The organism is Pseudomonas sp. 2(2015) (genome assembly GCF_000955865.1).
In the GTDB taxonomy this organism is placed as follows: domain Bacteria; phylum Pseudomonadota; class Gammaproteobacteria; order Pseudomonadales; family Pseudomonadaceae; genus Aquipseudomonas.
Map to the genome: position 1 here is coordinate 910,446 of NZ_JYOF01000003.1, position 16,394 is coordinate 926,839.

The window sequence follows — 16,394 nt, forward strand, 5'->3', positions numbered from 1 at the left end:
TAGATATGGCGGTGAAGAAGGGATTCGAACCCTTGATACAGTTTCCTGTATACACACTTTCCAGGCGTGCTCCTTCAGCCACTCGGACACTTCACCGTTTCTCTTCAAGCAGTTCAGCCTGTCGAGGCGCGCTAATGTAGTCGAAAGAGGTTCTGATGGCAAAGGTTTTTTTCAGAATATTCATGCGCTTAAGCCATTCAAGCAAAAAACCACGGTACACAGGGCAAAGCCGCCATTCTCTGGCGTGCTTTGACAGCGCCGATTCACCTACTCCCGTTAGCACGAGCGAACGGGCCGTCAAGCTGACCGGTCAGTCAGTCACAGCGCTTTACCTCGGGCACTTGCCTGAGTAACGTCTGCCCCACTCCCCTTTAAGGAACTCTGTCATGAGTGAGCTGATTACCTACCACCTCGAAGACGGCATTGCCACCCTGACCCTGAACAACGGCAAGGTCAACGCCATCTCGCCTGACGTCATCAAGGCCTTCAATGCCGCCCTCGACCAGGCCGTGCAGGACCGCGCGGTGGTAATCATCACCGGCCAGCCCGGCATTCTGTCCGGTGGCTATGACCTCAAAGTCATGACCGCAGGCCCTAAAGAAGCCGTCAGCCTGGTCACCGCAGGCTCGACCCTGGCCCGGCGCATGCTTTCGCACCCGTTCCCGATCATCGTCGCCTGCCCGGGCCACGCGGTGGCCAAGGGCGCTTTCCTGCTGCTCTCGGCCGACTACCGCATCGGTGTCGAAGGCCCGTTCAGCATTGGCCTTAATGAAGTGCAGATCGGCATGACCATGCACCACGCCGGTATTGAACTGGCCCGCGATCGCCTGCGCCGTGCAGCATTCCACCGCTCGGTGATCAATGCCGAGATGTTCGACCCGGTCAGCGCCGTGGACGCCGGTTTCCTCGACAAGGTCGTGCCGGTCGAGCAACTTCAGGAAGCTGCGCTGACTGCCGCCCGGCAGTTGAAGAAGATCAACATGAACGCCCACAAGCACACCAAGCTCAAGGTGCGCAAAGCTCTGCTGGAGCTGCTCGACGACGCGATCATCCGCGACCAGGAACACCTCGGCTGACCCCCTACCAAGGCCTGATTGCAACTAATTGTGTAATCAGGCCTGTCCCGCCCAATGAGCGTTTGCCGATAGAAGTGCACACCCGTACACTGCGCCGCGTTTGCCTGGTGTGAGTCGTACGAATGCTTTTTATAATCCGCATGTTCCTGTTGGGGCTGCATTTTCTCCTGGCCGGTGTTCTTGGTGTGCTGGTCGGCCTGTGCCGACCGTTCAACCCGGACAACAGCCGAATTTGTGCACGCCTTTACGGCCTGCCCGCCACCTGGCTGATGCGCCTTGAGATCAAGGCCGAGGTCGGCCCGCTGTTCGACCAGCCGCCGGGCTGCGTGATCATCGCCAACCACCAGTCCAACTACGACTTGTTCGTGCTCGGCCATGTGGTGCCGCCGCGCACCGTGTGCATCGGCAAGAAGAGCCTGAAATGGATCCCGCTGTTCGGCCAGTTGTTCTGGCTGGGCGGCAACGTCCTGGTCGATCGCGGCAATGCCTACCAGGCGCGCCGGGCCATGCAGACCACCACCCGCACCCTGAGCGAAGACGACACCTCGATCTGGGTGTTCCCCGAAGGCACGCGCAATGCCGGCGAGCATCTGATCACCTTCAAAAAGGGTGCCTTCCACATGGCCGTGGAAGCCGGTGTGCCGATCGTGCCGGTGTGCGTCAGCCGCTATGCCAGCCGCCTGAAGCTCAACGGCTGGCGGCGCAGCAAGGTCATCATCCGTTCGCTGGCGCCGATCGCCACCAGCGGCCTGACCCAGCAGGATGTGCCGGCCCTGGCCGAACAGTGCCGCCTGCAGATGCAACACTGCATCGATCGCATGGAAAGTGAACTGACCCAGGCGTGAACGGTTGCCGAATCGTGCCGGTCATACCAAGCTACTGGCACGGTTAACAGAAGAAGCGGACAACCATGGGTCGAGTCGTTGCGGCGGCGGTGTACAGCGCCGGCAGAAAAGTCACCAATATCAGCCTCGATGAAGGCAGCCAGTGGGCAAGCAAACCCGGACATTTTGTCTGGATCGGCCTGGAAGAGCCCAACGCCCAGGAACTGGCCAACCTGCAACGCCAGTTCAACCTGCATGAGCTGGCCATCGAGGACGCGCTGGAAAAGCACAGCCGGCCCAAGCTCGAGACCTTCGGCGATGCGCTGTTCATCGTCACTTATTCGCCAGTGCGCCATGAAGGCAAGCTGGAGTTCATCGAAACCCATATCTTTGCCGGCAACGGCTACATCATCACCGCCCGCAACGGCCACTCGAAATCCTACGCCCTGGTGCGCCAGCGCTGCGAGGCCCGGCCGCTGCTGCTCGAGCACGGCGAAGACTTCGTGCTCTACGCCCTGCTCGACTTCGTCACCGAGAACTACCAGCCGGTCAGCGAAGCCATTCATGGCGAGATCGAGGAGCTTGAGCGCAGCGTGCTCAGCGGCTCGCTCAAGGAAGAAGACATCCAGCGCATCCACAGCCTGCGCCGCGACATCCTGCGCCTGCGCCGCTATGTGGCGCCGATGGTCGAGGTCAGCGAAGAACTGCAGCGTCTGACCTTCCCGTTCATCGACAAGAACATGCGCCCGTACTTTCGTGACGTGCAGATCCACGTTACCCGGCAGATGGAGGACCTGGCAGGGATTCGCGACATCGCCAGCCAGACCATCGAGATCGGCATGCTGCTGGAGTCGTCACGCCAGAGCATCGTGCAGCGCAAGTTCGCCGCCTGGGCGGCGATCCTGGCCTTCCCCACCGCCGTGGCGGGGATCTACGGGATGAACTTTCAGAACATGCCGGAGCTGAGCTGGCACTACGGCTACTTTGCCGTGCTGGGCGGGATCGCCGTGGGCTGCACGGCGCTGTACGCCAGCTTCAAGCGCTCCGGCTGGCTGTAACGGCAGGCCTCAGGCCGAACTGCCCTGGGGCTTGTGCGCGACGAAGCGCATCATCCATTCGGCCACCGTGCTGCCCTGGTGCTCATGCGCCAGGCTATCGATGCCCTTGCGGTAGACTTCCTGGCCGAGGCTGTCCTGGCGCAGCTCGAGCAGCGCCCGCGAGTAGTCGTGGATGAATTCGGGGTGGCCCTGGAAGCACAGCACCTGGTCGCCGATGTGGTAGGCGGCGTTGGGGCAGAAATCGCTTGAGGCGATCACCGTGGCGTTTTCCGGCAGGCGGGTGACCTGGTCCTGATGGCTGATCAGCAAGGTCAGCTCTTCAACCTGCGGGCTCATCCACGGCGCCTTGGCGTTCATCACATAGCGGTGGGTACCCACCCCCCAGCCCTGGTGCGCGCGCTCGCTCTTGCCGCCCAGCAGCAGCGCCAGCAGTTGATGACCAAAACACACGCCAAGCAGTTTGTCGCCACGCTGATAGCGCTCCAGCAGGAACGCCTTGAGCTTGTGAATCCACGGATCATCACCGAACGAGTCGGCCTTGCTGCCTGTAACCAGGTAGGCATCGAACACTTGGTCATCATCGGGGTATTCGTCGTTCAACACGTTGTAGACGCGAAACTCGGCGGCGATTGGCTGGCGGGTAAACAGCTGCTCGAACATCCGTCCGTAGCCCTGATACTGCTCGACCAGCTCCGGTCGCAGGACGTCGGTTTCCAGGATGCAGATGCGTAGCGACATAGAGATAGTCCTGAACGACAAAGGCGGGATTGCCCCGTAAAGCCTGCCCCGAATAAGGCGCGCAGGCAAGTATGATGCTCGGACGAACGGTCATAAGGTTGGGATCCACTTGCCGATGTGACGCAGGCGTCTAGCAAGGGGAATGCTGGTGGATGGCCAAAGGCCTCATAGCGAAAAACATCTGAAGCGCAATAAGTGCAGATTAAAGCGTTCTAAAACACGGGTGACGTTGACCCTAAGGTTAGCTGTATACCCATTAGCAACGGTTCGCGACTTAATGTTTCACCACGTTAAATGATGTTCGCCAGATCGACGACAAGGAAGCCTCTGGGCACTCAGGAATAACAACAAAAAGGCGGTCAGCCATGTTCAAACAACACAAAGTACGTCAAGCCGGGCTCATTCTCTTCGCCACTACGCTGCTGTTGATCCTGCCGAACCTTTCACGCCTGTTCGGCTGAGCGGCATGCCCTCTTCCCGCGGTTTGTGCCTGGCACAAGCCGGTTGTGTGCAGGTAATCTGCCGACCCTGATGGTTGGAGACTGCCCATGCGCCACTGTTTCAGCTTGTTGCTCGCCCTGCTGTGCCTGCCCCTGCAGGCGGCGCAGTTGACCCTCGACCTGGGCAACGGCAGCCGCCACTGGCAGAGCGCCGAGTTGCTGGCGCATCCGCTGGCGCAGGATATCCAGATTGACAACGACGTTTCCTACAAGCGAACCATGCATTACCGCGCGGTACCACTGGCTGTGCTCCTACAGGGAGTGCAGGCCGATGATCACCTGCAAGCCATTGCCCTGGACGGTTTCGCCGCCGAGATGCCCGCCGCGCCTTTGCTCAAGGACGGCCCTGCGCGGGCCTGGCTGGCCATTGAAGACCCGGCCAGACCCTGGCCGGCACTGGCCAAGGGCAAGCCCGGTGCCGGGCCGTTTTACCTGGTCTGGACCGACCCGCAAGCCGGGCGCATCAGCCCTGAGCAATGGCCTTTCCAGGTCGCCAGCATTCGCCGCCTGGCGGCAGTGGCCGAACGCTTCCCGGCCATGCGCCCGGCGCCAGGCATTAGCGCCGACAACCCGGTCAACCAGGGCTTTGCCGTGTTCCAGAAGAACTGCCTGGCCTGCCATCGCCTCAACGGCGCCGGGGACGCCCAGTTCGGTCCGGACCTGAACCTGCCGCACAACCCGACCGAGTACTTCCAGGCCGATTTCCTCCGGCGTTACATCCGTGACCCGCAAAGCCTGCGCCAGTGGCCCCAGGCAAAAATGCCCGGGTTTGCCGCAGCGGTCATCAGCGATAGCGAGCTGGATGCGCTGCTGGCGTACCTGGCCCACATGGCCACGCGCAAACCCTGAGGCTCACTGCTGCTGGGCGTTGAGGGTCGGGGTCACCAGCACCTTGGCGTGCATCTGCTCGAAACCACCACCGCGGCGCATGCCGCGCACCGGGCAGGCATCCAGGTAGTCCAGGCCCACCGCCAGTTTCAGGTGGCGTTCAGGCCGGGCCAGTTGGTTGGTGACATCGAAGCTGTACCAGGCATCCTCCAGCCAGGCTTCGGCCCAGGCGTGGCTGGCCATCTGCTGGCTGTCGCTGTCGAACAGGTAACCGGACACATAGCGCGCCGGGATGCCCAGGCTGCGCGCGCAGGCCAGGAAGGCATGGGTGTGGTCCTGACACACCCCGGCGCCGCCGGCAAACGCCTGGGCGGCGCTGGTATCCACGGCGGTGCTGCCGGGCCTGTAGGCCATACGCTGGTTCAGGGCATTCATCAGTTCGATCAACGTCGAGCGGTCACGGCGCTTGCGGCATTGCTGGCTGGCGAAGGCACGCAAGGCTTCGTCAGCTTCGGTCAGGCGGGTGAAGCGCAGGAACGGCAGCGGCGATTGCAGCTCGTGCTCGGCCTCGCGGCTTTCATCAATGTCGACCAGGCCACGGGCGCCGATGACCAGGTCCGAATGTGGCTCTTCCAGGCTCAGCACATGCAGGATGTTGCCGAACGGGTCCAGTTGCGCGCGCACCGGCCGCGGCAGGTCCAGTTGCCAACTGAGCACCTGTTGACGCTCGCTGTCGTGCGGAGTCAGACGCAGGTACTGGATGCTGGCACGCACCTGGTCTTCGTAGTGGTAGGCAGTTTCGTGGCTAATGGTCAGTCTCATACGGCCTCCAGGTAGGCGCTGTGAATGGCGTTGCCCAGTTCACGCACCAGCGGGATGTAATGGGTCAGCCAGGGGTGCAGCCCTTCGGCAAGGATTTCATCGATCGAGGTGTAGCGCAGGCGCGCGTCCACCTCGGCGGCCAGGCGCTGGGCCGGGCGGCCGTTGCCGCCGGGCAGGCTGGCGAGGATCAGGTCGATTTCCTCGGTGCAGGCACGCAGCGAGCGCGGCACGTCGGCGCGCAACAGCAGCAACTCGGCAACATGGCGAGCGGCCGGTGCATCACGGTAGATTTCGGTGTAAGCCTCGAATGACGACAGCGCGCGCAGCAAGGCGCTCCATTGGTAGTAACCGCGCGCCGAGCTGTCGCTGACCGCCTCGGCCTCGTCGCCAAGCATCTCGTAGCGGGCATCGAGCAAGCGCAGGGTGTTGTCGGCGCGCTCGATGAAGGTGCCCAGGCGAATGAAGCGAAAGGCGTCGTTGCGCATGATGGTGCCGTAAGTGGCGCCACGGAACAGGTGCGAGCGTTCCTTGATCCACTCACAGAAACGGCTCATGCCATAGCGGCCCAGGCCTTGCTCGGCGATGCCACGAATTTCCAGCCAGGTGGCGTTGATGTTTTCCCACATGTCGGCGGTGATCCGCCCACGTACCGCATGGGCACTGGCCCGCGCGGCACCCAGGCAGCTGTAAATGCTCGCCGGGTTTTCCGGGTCGAGGGCGAAGAAGTGCAGCAGGCGTTCGGCATGCAGCTGGCCATGGCGCTCGAGGTAGTCGTCGAGGGTACCGGTGATCAGCAGCGGCATGGCCATTTCATCCAGGCCGTCGCCGCGCCCGTCTTGCGGCATCAGCGACAGCGAATAACTGACATCGAGCATCCGCGCGAGGTTTTCCGCCCGCTCCAGGTAACGCGACATCCAGTACAAATCAGAGGCAGTTCTACTCAGCATGACTTAATCCTCGACCACCCAGGTGTCCTTGGTGCCGCCCCCCTGGGACGAGTTGACCACCAGCGAGCCCTCGCGCAGCGCGACCCGGGTCAGGCCGCCTGGCACCACCCGGGTCTCGCGCCCGGACAACACGAACGGGCGCAGGTCGATATGCCGCGGGGCGATACCGTTTTCGACAAAGGTCGGGCAGGTCGACAGCGACAGCGTCGGCTGGGCGATATAGGCCGAGGGCCGGGCCTTGATCCGGGCGGCGAACGCCTCAATCTCGGCACGGCTGGCCGCCGGCCCGACCAGCATGCCGTAGCCGCCGGAACCCTGGGTTTCCTTGACCACCAGCTCCGGCAGGTGCGCCAGCACGTGGGACAGTTCTTCAGGCTTGCGGCACTGCCAGGTCGGCACGTTCTTGAGGATCGGCTCCTCGTCGAGGTAGAAGCGGATCATGTCGGTGACATAGGGGTAAATCGACTTGTCGTCGGCCACCCCGGTGCCAATGGCATTGGCCAGCACCACGTTGCCGCAGCGATAAGCCGCCAGCAGCCCGGGCACACCGAGCATCGAATCGGGGTTGAAGGCCAGCGGGTCGAGGAAGGCATCGTCCAGGCGCCGGTAGATCACATCCACCGCCTTGGGGCCGTCGGTGGTGCGCATGAATACCCGCTCGTCACGCACGAACAGGTCGGCGCCCTCGACCAGCTCGACGCCCATCTCGCGGGCGAGGAAGGCATGCTCGAAGAAGGCGCTGTTGAAACGCCCGGGCGTCAACACCACCACGCTGGGATTGTCCAGCGGGCTTGAGCTCTTGAGGGTATCGAGCAACAGGTTGGGGTAATGATCGATCGGCGCGATGCGTTGGGCAGCGAACAGCTCGGGGAACAGGCGCATCATCATCTTGCGGTCTTCAAGCATGTAGCTGACGCCGCTGGGGGTGCGCAGGTTGTCTTCGAGCACGTAGTAACTGCCATCACTGTCGCGCACCAGGTCGACCCCGGAAATGTGCGAATAGATGTCGCGGTGCAGGTCCAGGCCCTGCATCGCCAGTTGGTACTGCTCGTTGGCCAGCACCTGCTCGGCCGGAATGATCCCGGCGCGAATAATGCGCTGGTCGTGATACAGGTCGGCTAGAAACAGGTTCAGCGCCTTGACCCGCTGAATGCAGCCCCGTTCGACCACCCGCCATTCACTGGCCGGGATGCTGCGCGGGATGGTATCGAAGGGAATCAGGCGCTCGGTGCCCTGCTCGTCGCCATAGAGGGTGAAGGTGATGCCGGCGCGGTGGAACAGCAGGTCGGCTTCACGTCGACGCTGGGCCAGCAGCTCTGGCGGGGTTTCGGCCAGCCAGCGGGCGAATTCCCGGTAGTGCGGACGGACCTGGCCGTCAGCGGCGTACATTTCGTCATAAAAGGTGCGGATCATGCCGAACTCCTTGTCACCCGTGCAGCGGAGCCATCGCAAGCCCCGTGCCAGCGGCACAATTCCTTGTTATTCAGTATGTTGCGTTTTAAACGAAGAACGGTCGCACCAGATCTGTGCAACCGCTGCGCTCGCTTTGACGGCGGCGCCTCATTGCGAAGCGCCGCGCTTGCTTGCCGGTCAAGCCAGTTGACGTTCCTGCTTGACGCCCCAGCCTTCTATTTCTCCGCCCAGCGGGGCGATCACCGCTTCGAAATCCTGTTCGAATTCGCCGATACCGCCATAGGTTGCAAACATCACCTTGCTCAGCTCCAGGTGCCAGGCGCCATCATCGCGCTCGTGGACCTGGGCACTGAGTGATTCGCCGCGAAACTTACCTGCCGCTCGCCGCGCCCGTGCCTCGTCCGGAAAGACCGCATAAAACTCGATGGGATGAATCTGCGCGAAGTTGAACCCCCCTTCTTTCATCCGACGCAAGACCGTGCTGCTGATGTCCTCGTATTGGCTGCTCATGAATCGTCCTCCTCATTACCGATGGATAGACTTTCAGTGCAAAACGCACCTGCCCGCCACACAAGCCGTGCGGGGGCAATTCGAGCTGTTGCGTGACGTGGATCGGCAAGCCCGGACAATCAGAAAAAATCGCCCGACCTTGTCTGCAGCGTAGCGCCTGATTGCCCAGCGTGCCAGCCGGCATGCGGGTTCAAGGCCCTTCAGTGATGGCAGTGATCTCCACCCCGTTCTGCTCCTTCAGCCATTTGGCCGTTGGCGAGGTTTCGCGGTCCTGGAAATCATTGAGGTCCAGCTCGCCCAGGACCGGAAACAGATGGGAGCGAATCAGCCGCGCCGCCTCTTCGATACTCGGTTCCAGCTCTGCGCTGAGCGGCAGCGAGGTACGCTCGCCCTTCTGGTCAACGAAGGTAATGACCCATGCTTTCATTGGACTCTCCTCTGTACAGATGTTCAGGGTGAATCAGGCTTACCTTCCGTTGACCTCGATACAGCGGTGGTTGTTCAGTCTTCTTGCGGCTCGAAGCGATGAGCGCCTGGCAGCGCGCGTATGCTTTGCAGCGTGCGTAGAAAATCGTCCCTGGAAGGCTCGAACTGCAGCGGCGGCTCAGAGTGTTCATCGGTCACTCCCAGCACCACAGTGGGCTGGTAGCCGGAGCCCAAGGCGCCGGCGACCATCCTGAACGTTTCTGTGGCCGCCGGCTTCAAACTGTCAGGCTCATAGACGCGAAAGCGTGCACCGCCGAACCTGCCCTTGGCGGCGCCGATCCGCACGCTTGAGGGCCCGAACTTATCGACGCTGATCTGCAGCGGAAACGGGTTGGCAATCAGTCGATCCAGCAGCATCGGGACCATGTCGACGGCTTTTTCATCATCGTTGCTCATGCTCAGGCGGTGCAGCAGCTTGGGGTTGTCTGCCGGCGTGAAGCCCAGGGTGATGGCATGCCGCGGTGCGCCATCGTCGGCAATGAAGCCATATGGCACACAGAAGCCGTTTTCCTGGGGAGTTTCGTATTGCTTGCGGGTACGGAACGCAGCCAGCACGGTGCGTGCCCTGGGCTCCAGCCGGGCCAGCGCCGCGGTGTCTGTCGCGGTATTGGCGCCACTGTAGAACTTGAATCGGTAGATGCGTTGATCGCGCCACAGGTAGGCAGTCAGATTGCCTTCATACCAGTTTGCAGAGGCGTCTGGCACACCCAGCTCGATAAAGCGCTCATGCTCGTACTCTACATCGGTCGGCCATTGCGCCTGCTCCTCGAAGAAGGCATCGCGCTCGACCTGCAGCTTCGCCACCGACCGCCCCTCGCCAGTAAATTGCTTGATCATGTCGTCAAGCACCACCAGTTGCGAAGTCACATAGCCTATGCGCTGGAGCTTTTCACGCAAGTCGTAGTACTGATCACTCAGGGCCCTGTAGCGCGTTTCGTCGTCACGGCTCGCAGAGATGGCGGCATCCAGCGCCTCCATCTGCGCCTTCACCACCCGCTCCTGCGCCGGGCCACGGGTGAGGCCCTGCACATAGCGGATCTGTTCGTAGAGTGCACGGGTGGTCAACGGGCTGACCTCAATGTCGACCAGAAAGGGCAGCTCGCCGGTCAATCCTTCGCCGTAGGCAATCTGCTTGTCCCCAGGGGTGATTGTGGGAGTGGGGAGCTCGAAATTGTAGTACTGCCAGTAGCCACTGGAAGTGTGCCAGGCAATGTCCTTGGGCACATCGAACTGCACCCGGCCCATGCATTCGGTACGCCAGCCGGGGGGCGTCTGGTAATCCGCCGGTGCAACATCGGCCAGCGCCAACAGTGAATGGCACAGGCCGGCAAACAATACGAACACGCGCACGCAAAAATCCTTTTTTGATGGGCGCCGTTGCAGCCCCCGCTTCCTCAAGCGCGCGATTTGAGCATCCATGGCCCAGAAAGCCAAGACCCCGGCAAGCCGGGGTCCTGTTTACAGCACCCGCAACGTCGTTATTCCGGGGTGCCGTGCACTACACCCGCAGTGTTATCCAGCAGGCTCTTGGTCGCGGTCTGGATGAACGACTCAAGCTTGTGGGTCAGCTCGGTCTGGTCCGGGGCTTCGATCAGCTCGGCCTTGAAGTTGGCGCCCAGCTCGTAGCGGTACATGCGTGGCGACATGTCCTTGGACTCGATCAGGATCCGGTCGCCCTTGACCAGGCCGACGATCTGCTCGCTGCCCGATGGCTTGATCATGCCGAAGCCCTGGTCACCGGCTGGCAGGTTGAGCAGGTCACGGCCCCAGCACTGGTGACGGGTTTCGCCGCCCAGGCGGCCCATGATGGTCGGCACGATGTCGATCTGGGTACCCACGGTGTGGTTGACCGCACCGAACTTCTCCTGGATACCCGGGGCGATCAGCAGCAGCGGCACGTTGAAGCGCCCGAGGTCGAGCTCGGTGACCTGCTGGTGGTTGCCGAAGCCATGGTCGCCGACAATGACGAACAGGGTTTCCTTGAAGTAAGGCTCCTTGCGCGCTTTCTCGAAGAACTGGCCCAGGGCCCAGTCGGAGTAGCGCATGGCAGTCAGGTGCTCGTCCAGGCGGCCCTGGCCGGTAACCTTCTCGACCGGCAGATCCTTGGGCAGCGCATACGGCGTGTGGTTGGACAGGGTCTGCAGCAGCGCGTAGATCGGCTTCTTGCCATCGTGCTTGGCCAGCTCTTCGTTACCACGGTCGAACATGTCCTGGTCGGACACACCCCAGGTCGGGTCGGAAAACACCGGATTGACGAAGTCGTTACGGCCGATGAAGGTGGTCATGCCCTGGTTGCCGAAGAAACCGGACTGGTTGTCCCAGGCAAAGTCACCGTTGTAGACGTAGACGTCATCGTAGTCACGAGCACTGAGCAGCGCCGGCAGGCCGGACAGCTTGTGGCCACCTTCCGGGGTTTGCATCAGGTATTCGAAGCCCGGCAGGTTCGGGTAGCAGGCCATGGTGGCGAACATGCCCTGGTGGGTATGGGTGCCGTTGGAGAAGAAGCGGTCGAACAGCAGGCCCTCTTTCGCCAGTTTGTCGAAGTACGGGGTGATGTTGTTCGGGCTGCCCAGGGCGCCAACCGAATGACCGGCGAAGCTCTCCATGAGGATCACCACGACGTTCTTGATTGGCAGGGTGTTGTCCGCCGGCGGGGTGAAGTCACGGCGCACGGCGGCGCTGTCGGCATCGACCAGCTTGTCGTTGGCGGTCAGCAGCATGTCGCGCACGGTCTGGGTCGCCAGGCCTTGCTCGATGGTCGACTTCCAGATGTTGGCGCGGTCTTCGCCGAAACGGCTCTTGGCCGCGTCGATCAGGGTCAGGGTGCCGTTCAGGCCCAGCTGGTTGACGAAGTTCGAGTCGGTGGTGAAGGCATCGCCCCAACGCATCGGCGGGCCCTGGCGCAGGGTACCGCGAGCGGCGATGACCGCTACCAGCAAGACCATGAAGAACACCACGCCGCGCACGTACCAGGGCGCAACGCTGCGCGTGCCGGCTACCTGGCTTTCATACCCGCCAGCAGGCCGGGTCAGGCGGTCGATGCCCTTGAACAACAGGCTCAGCAGCCAGGTGCCAAAAGCCCAGGCCAGCAGGTAGCGCACCACCGGGAAACCGTACCAGAGCATGCTCAGCACGGTTTTCGGGTCTTCCTTGACGTACTGGAACACCAGGCCGTTGAGGCGCTGATGGAACTCGCGATAGAAGTCCATCTCCATCAGGCCGAGGAACATGACAATGCTCGAGGCGATGGTCAGCCAGGCCCGGAACAGGCCGCGGGCAGCCATGGCGCGGGCACTGAGGATCGCCAGCAGCAGCGGGATGCTCAGGTACACCACAACCCGCAAGTCGAACCGCAGGCCATTGAGGAAACCCTCGGCTACGGTCGAGGTCGGCGTGTCGCCGATCATGTCGCTGTTGTAGACCAGCAACGCGAGGCGGACCAGGCTGAGCATCAGCATGATCACCAGCCCGCACAGCAGGGTGTAGGCCAGATGCGATTTCAGCGTCGGTTGCAACGGGCGCGACGCAGCCCGCTGTTGACTCAAGGCGTCCGTGTTAGCCATGAATTGGAAGATCCTAGGGTTCAGGTTCGAGGAAGGCGGTAAAACGAATCGGCAAATGTGCCCTAAACGCGAGCGCGTTGCACGGTCATTCGGCGAACGGATAATTGCGCGCGCAAATTGTCGGCAATCGTTTGTGAAAATTTCGTAATAGAATCAGGGTTATCCGCAGGGAGATCATTACCCCATGTTTTTTCGCTACCTACCAAGCCCGCTAGGCCCGCTGCTGCTGGCAGGCGATGAACAGGGCCTGCGCCTGCTGCACATGGACGCCGCCCAGCCCTGGGAACTGGCCGCGGACTGGCTGCCGGCCAGCAACCAGCTGGACGACGTGGCGCGCCAACTGGACGAGTATTTCGCGCGCAAGCGCGAGACCTTCGAGGTGCGTGTGGCGCCCCGCGGCACACCGTTCCAGTGCGAGGTTTGGCAGGCCCTGCAGCGCATTCCCTACGGCACCACCTGCAGCTACGGCGAACTTGCCCAGGCCATCGGCAACCCCAGGTCGGTACGGGCAGTGGGCACCGCCAATGGCGCCAACCCGATTGCCATCATCATCCCCTGTCACCGGGTGATCGGCAGCAATGGCACCCTCACCGGCTTTGCCGGCGGGATCGAGCGCAAGCAGATCCTGTTGGAACTGGAGGGGACCTGGCTGATCTGAAGATTATCTCGGGCTACAGCCGCACATTGCCCCGCGGCCCGGCTATCGCCCAGATAATCAGGCCCAGCACCGGCAGCAGCAGAATCAGCAGGATCCAGAGAATCTTGGCGCCCCCGCTGGCACCGCTTTTGATCACATTGATGATCGCCCAGATGTCCAGGGCGAGGATGATCAGCCCAACCAGGCTATTGAAGGTAGAACCCATGGTATTGCTCCCTTGGTCGCGTCTGCCCTCAGGATAGCTGGCTATCAGGCCCATAGAGGCGAATCGTTCGCCGCGCCCAGGCAGCGCTGGTTACACTCGATTGATTGAATTGCCCCAGAGAGGTTCCTATGCCACCCGCCCACAGTCACAGCAGCCCCGCTCCCGTCCCCTTGTGGAACGCCTGGATGCAACAGGCACAAAGCAGCCCGTGGCTCAGCGCAGGTTTGGGCCTGAGCTTGCTGGCGGTGCTCGGCCTGCTGATCGCCAGCGCGTGGAATGCTGTGCATGGCGACCACCAGCAAAACCTGCACATGGCCATGCTCGGCGGCCTCGCCGGATTTGCCGCCACCGCCCTTGGCGCAGTCATGGCAGTGGTGCTGCGCGAGGTCAGCGCGCGCACCCAGGATGTGATGCTCGGCTTTGCCGCCGGGATGATGCTCGCCGCCAGCTCCTTCTCGCTGATTCTGCCGGGCCTCGACGCCGCGCGGGAGATCACCGGCAACGGCCCGTACGCGGCACTGACGGTGGTGGTCGGCATGGGCCTGGGGGTCTTGCTGATGCTCGGCCTTGACCGCTTCACCCCGCATGAGCACGAAAGTACCGGCCCCTGCGGCCCACAGGCGGAGCGGATCAACCGGGTGTGGCTGTTCGTCCTGGCCATCACCCTGCACAACCTGCCCGAGGGCATGGCCATCGGCGTCAGCTTTGCCAACGGTGACCTGAATGTCGGCCTGCCACTGACCAGCGCCATCGCCATCCAGGACATTCCCGAAGGTTTGGCCGTAGCGCTGGCACTGCGCGCCACCGGTCTCTCGACCTTCAAGGCGGCGCTGGTGGCCATCGGTTCTGGTTTGATGGAGCCCATTGGCGCAGTGATCGGCCTGGGTATTTCCACCGGCTTTGCCATTGCCTACCCGGTGAGCATGGGCCTGGCAGCCGGGGCGATGATTTTCGTGGTGTCCCACGAAGTGATTCCGGAAACCCACCGCAACGGCCACCAGACCTCGGCAACCCTGGGCCTGATGGGCGGTTTTGCGGTGATGATGTTCCTCGACACCGCCCTGGGTTAAACGTGCACGGCCACCCGCAGCGCTTCCAGGGCCGGCGCTGCGGCGATGCCGACTTCGGCACACAGCTCCAGCACCCGCGGCAGGTCGTCGTTGCCGACCAGCACCATCTGCAGCTCGTCATCGAGCAACTGGCTGAAGTTCATCAGCACATAGCCGCCGGCTTCCTTGTTCATCGCCCCCATCTGCACCTGGATGCGGTTAAGCGCGGTCAGCGCCTCGACTTTGGCCAGTTGCTTGGGCTTGAGGTTGAACGGCACGCTCTTGTCGAAAGAGTCGGTGATCTGCTGGAACAGGTCCTGATAGCTATCAGCCTGGAACAACACGGTGTCGGGCAGGCTGCCGACGACAATCCACTCACCCAGCGGGATCGGGAAACTGTCGTCGTAGTTGATGTCCGGGTTGGCGGCGAGAAACGCCTGCGGGTCGGCATAGGCCTGGGCGGCTTCGTCGGCGATACGCGCGACTTCGTCCTCGCCCATGCAGCCAGCGCTGATTTTGCCGATGAGTTCGGCCAGTTGGAGTTTCATGAAGGGGCCCTGCGACGCTGAAAAAAGTCGCCAAGGATAGCCGCAAAAGGCCCCGTGGGGTTAGCCGAGCAGCTTGAGCAACTGCTCGGTGGTCTCGGGCGCGCCCATGGTTTGCGCCGCGCCCAGGGCATCGGTGCCACGGGCGTCGCGATGGCGCGGGTTGGCGCCCTGGGCCAGCAGGTAGTCGACAATCACCGTGCGGTTGAACATCGCCGCCATCATCAGCGCGGTGCGTCCATCGGCGGACGCGCCATCGACCTCGGCGCCCTTGTCCACCAGCAACTGGACCATCTCCAGGTTACCCTTGAAGGCCGCGCCGGCAATCGGCAACTGGCCCTTGTCATTGGCGATCTGCGGGTCGGCGCCGTGCTCGAGCAGTACCGCCACGGCATCCAGGTGCCCGTGGTAGCTGGCAAGCATCAGCAAGGTGTCGCCATTGCCATTGCGCAGGTTCACTGGCAAGCCGTTTTCCAGCAAGCGCCCGAGTATCACCGCGTCGCCCTTGCGCGCCCGGTCGAAGACCTCTTCGGCAAACGCTGCCGCCTCGTCGTCGTTCATCGGCGTTGGCCTGCGTTGGTCAGACATGGGGAACCTCCTGGCTATCGGAAAGGCCCAAGTCTTGAGCAGGGAGCGCGGCGGGTCAACGGTGGATAAGTCATGGCCATGACAGAAGAAATCTATTGGCCAAGGCGATACTGCAAAATGCACTGTGCAAAATGCACGACCATGCAGAATGCACGGCACACCTTTCCCAACCAAATTCTAAGCCATTGATTTATAAGGATTTTATAAAATCAAAAAGCTGGCACAGTCGCTGCACCTGTCACTCCATGTCTGCCACTAACAGTCAGGAGCTGATATGGACCTCATCCAGGAAAAATTCGCCTCGGTATTCTCCGCCTACGATGTCACCACCCAGGCGCGCCCCGATGGCGGAATTCTGCTGACCCTGCGGGCAGCCGACGGTACCCAGACCAAGCGCTCGATTTCTTATGCCCAGCTGCATAGCGCCGAACAACTGTCGTGGGCGATCAGTGCGATTCGCCGCGACCTGGCTGAACAGGCCAGTGAGCTGCCGGTGATTTCGATGCTGCAAAGCCAGCAGCGGTTTGCCTTGCCGACTTATCGGTAACTTCGCGGGGGCAAGCCCGCTCCTACCTGTAGGAGCG

General features: G+C 62.2%; 18 protein-coding genes and 1 tRNA gene. 7 read left to right on the top strand and 12 right to left on the bottom strand.

All coding sequences use genetic code 11. The features are described from left to right. Positions 1 to 6: 6 nt before the first annotated feature. Positions 7 to 96: transfer RNA gene (locus UB48_RS07085), tRNA-Ser, on the bottom strand. Positions 97 to 386: 290 nt separating this feature from the next. Between UB48_RS07085 and UB48_RS07090 the strand changes: the two genes are divergently transcribed. The 3 genes from UB48_RS07090 to UB48_RS07100 all read left to right on the top strand — a co-directional run bounded on the left by UB48_RS07090 (position 387) and on the right by UB48_RS07100 (position 2,958). Further along, entirely contained in the window at positions 387 to 1,076 is a 690-nt protein-coding gene (locus UB48_RS07090) for a crotonase/enoyl-CoA hydratase family protein (RefSeq protein ID WP_045195264.1), read from the top strand. 122 nt (positions 1,077 to 1,198) lie between these two features. Beyond that, positions 1,199 to 1,921 carry a 1-acyl-sn-glycerol-3-phosphate acyltransferase gene (locus UB48_RS07095; RefSeq protein WP_045195267.1) on the top strand — a complete coding sequence of 241 codons (723 nt, stop codon included), beginning with the start codon at positions 1,199 to 1,201 and terminating at the stop codon, positions 1,919 to 1,921. Positions 1,922 to 1,986: 65 nt separating this feature from the next. After that, positions 1,987 to 2,958: a magnesium and cobalt transport protein CorA gene (locus UB48_RS07100; protein WP_045195270.1), complete on the top strand. Its 972-nt coding sequence runs from the start codon at positions 1,987 to 1,989 to the stop codon at positions 2,956 to 2,958. Positions 2,959 to 2,967: 9 nt separating this feature from the next. Here UB48_RS07100 and UB48_RS07105 read toward each other — a convergent pair whose 3' ends face one another. After that, complete coding sequence (locus UB48_RS07105) at positions 2,968 to 3,696, bottom strand: amidotransferase (protein ID WP_045195272.1); 729 nt, start codon at positions 3,694 to 3,696, stop codon at positions 2,968 to 2,970. Between the two features lie 548 nt (positions 3,697 to 4,244). Here UB48_RS07105 and UB48_RS07110 point away from each other — a divergent pair. Further along, positions 4,245 to 5,045: a cytochrome c gene (locus UB48_RS07110; protein WP_045195274.1), complete on the top strand. Its 801-nt coding sequence runs from the start codon at positions 4,245 to 4,247 to the stop codon at positions 5,043 to 5,045. 3 nt (positions 5,046 to 5,048) lie between these two features. On the opposite strand, the gene UB48_RS07115 is transcribed toward UB48_RS07110, so the two are convergent. The 7 genes from UB48_RS07115 to UB48_RS07145 form a co-directional block, all read right to left on the bottom strand. After that, entirely contained in the window at positions 5,049 to 5,846 is a 798-nt protein-coding gene (locus UB48_RS07115) for a transglutaminase family protein (protein ID WP_045195277.1), read from the bottom strand. After that, positions 5,843 to 6,793, bottom strand: coding sequence for an alpha-E domain-containing protein (locus UB48_RS07120; RefSeq protein WP_045195278.1), 951 nt, complete (start codon positions 6,791 to 6,793; stop codon positions 5,843 to 5,845). The genes UB48_RS07115 and UB48_RS07120 overlap by 4 nt, the downstream gene beginning before the upstream one ends. Before the next feature lie 3 nt (positions 6,794 to 6,796). Beyond that, positions 6,797 to 8,206 (bottom strand): circularly permuted type 2 ATP-grasp protein, encoded by a 1,410-nt coding sequence (locus UB48_RS07125; RefSeq protein WP_045195280.1) that lies wholly within the window; start codon positions 8,204 to 8,206, stop codon positions 6,797 to 6,799. A gap of 177 nt (positions 8,207 to 8,383) precedes the next feature. Continuing rightward, positions 8,384 to 8,716, bottom strand: coding sequence for a ribonuclease E inhibitor RraB (locus tag UB48_RS07130; protein ID WP_010226349.1), 333 nt, complete (start codon positions 8,714 to 8,716; stop codon positions 8,384 to 8,386). Between the two features lie 190 nt (positions 8,717 to 8,906). After that, positions 8,907 to 9,143, bottom strand: coding sequence for a hypothetical protein (locus UB48_RS07135; RefSeq protein WP_045195283.1), 237 nt, complete (start codon positions 9,141 to 9,143; stop codon positions 8,907 to 8,909). 74 nt (positions 9,144 to 9,217) lie between these two features. Then, on the bottom strand, positions 9,218 to 10,552 hold the full coding sequence (locus UB48_RS27070; protein WP_052676494.1) for a T6SS immunity protein Tli4 family protein: 1,335 nt from the start codon (positions 10,550 to 10,552) through the stop codon (positions 9,218 to 9,220). Between the two features lie 128 nt (positions 10,553 to 10,680). Continuing rightward, positions 10,681 to 12,765: an LTA synthase family protein gene (locus UB48_RS07145; protein WP_045195285.1), complete on the bottom strand. Its 2,085-nt coding sequence runs from the start codon at positions 12,763 to 12,765 to the stop codon at positions 10,681 to 10,683. Positions 12,766 to 12,949: 184 nt separating this feature from the next. Here UB48_RS07145 and UB48_RS07150 point away from each other — a divergent pair, with 184 nt between their 5' ends. Next, positions 12,950 to 13,423 carry a methylated-DNA--[protein]-cysteine S-methyltransferase gene (locus tag UB48_RS07150; RefSeq protein ID WP_045195287.1) on the top strand — a complete coding sequence of 158 codons (474 nt, stop codon included), beginning with the start codon at positions 12,950 to 12,952 and terminating at the stop codon, positions 13,421 to 13,423. A gap of 13 nt (positions 13,424 to 13,436) precedes the next feature. Here the strand turns inward: UB48_RS07150 and UB48_RS07155 are convergent, their stop codons facing one another. Then, entirely contained in the window at positions 13,437 to 13,628 is a 192-nt protein-coding gene (locus UB48_RS07155; RefSeq protein WP_045195289.1) for a PLDc N-terminal domain-containing protein, read from the bottom strand. 128 nt (positions 13,629 to 13,756) lie between these two features. Here UB48_RS07155 and UB48_RS07160 point away from each other — a divergent pair, with 128 nt between their 5' ends. After that, positions 13,757 to 14,698, top strand: coding sequence for a ZIP family metal transporter (locus tag UB48_RS07160; RefSeq protein WP_045195291.1), 942 nt, complete (start codon positions 13,757 to 13,759; stop codon positions 14,696 to 14,698). On the opposite strand, the gene UB48_RS07165 is transcribed toward UB48_RS07160, so the two are convergent. Both UB48_RS07165 and UB48_RS07170 read right to left on the bottom strand, forming a co-directional pair. Continuing rightward, the gene (locus tag UB48_RS07165; protein ID WP_045195293.1) at positions 14,695 to 15,225 is read right to left on the bottom strand and encodes a hypothetical protein; all 531 of its coding nucleotides are present in this window, start codon (positions 15,223 to 15,225) and stop codon (positions 14,695 to 14,697) included. The genes UB48_RS07160 and UB48_RS07165 overlap by 4 nt on opposite strands. A gap of 60 nt (positions 15,226 to 15,285) precedes the next feature. Continuing rightward, entirely contained in the window at positions 15,286 to 15,810 is a 525-nt protein-coding gene (locus tag UB48_RS07170) for an ankyrin repeat domain-containing protein (RefSeq protein WP_045195295.1), read from the bottom strand. 274 nt (positions 15,811 to 16,084) lie between these two features. Between UB48_RS07170 and UB48_RS07175 the strand changes: the two genes are divergently transcribed. Then, the gene (locus tag UB48_RS07175) at positions 16,085 to 16,357 is read left to right on the top strand and encodes a DUF3509 domain-containing protein (RefSeq protein WP_045195296.1); all 273 of its coding nucleotides are present in this window, start codon (positions 16,085 to 16,087) and stop codon (positions 16,355 to 16,357) included. Positions 16,358 to 16,394: the final 37 nt, after the last annotated feature.